We start from the raw sequence: 247 nt of genomic DNA, 5'->3' as shown, positions 1-247 counted from the left end.
GAACGGAAAAACGCAGCTAAGAGCAGCCGCTCGGTTATTCGTTCAGATCCTTGGCTCGACTCTCTTTCTTGACAGGTCTTTGCGGCTCGCCTGATCGAGTTTTTCTATGAACACTCTTGGTGTCCAGCCTTTCATCACGCCATCCAAGAGGTACTCATCCAGTAAGTCGAGTCCGATGTCGGCAACGCCTTCGATGATCTTGCCTCCCGCCGCACCAGCAATGGCGGCGGCTGGTCCACCAATTAAA

Annotated in this window: 1 protein-coding gene; it reads right to left on the bottom strand. The window is 53.4% G+C overall.

Annotation, left to right across the window (positions count from 1 at the left end):
• Window positions 1-42 precede the first annotated feature (42 nt).
• Window positions 43-247: hypothetical protein (locus KZZ04_RS20350; RefSeq protein WP_219424056.1), on the bottom strand; the 205-nt coding region annotated here is incomplete at its 5' end.

The sequence above is a fragment of the Pseudoalteromonas sp. CR1 genome (assembly GCF_019392235.1).
GTDB lineage: Bacteria > Pseudomonadota > Gammaproteobacteria > Enterobacterales > Alteromonadaceae > Pseudoalteromonas.
This window is presented reverse-complemented; position numbering and strand designations above follow the sequence as displayed.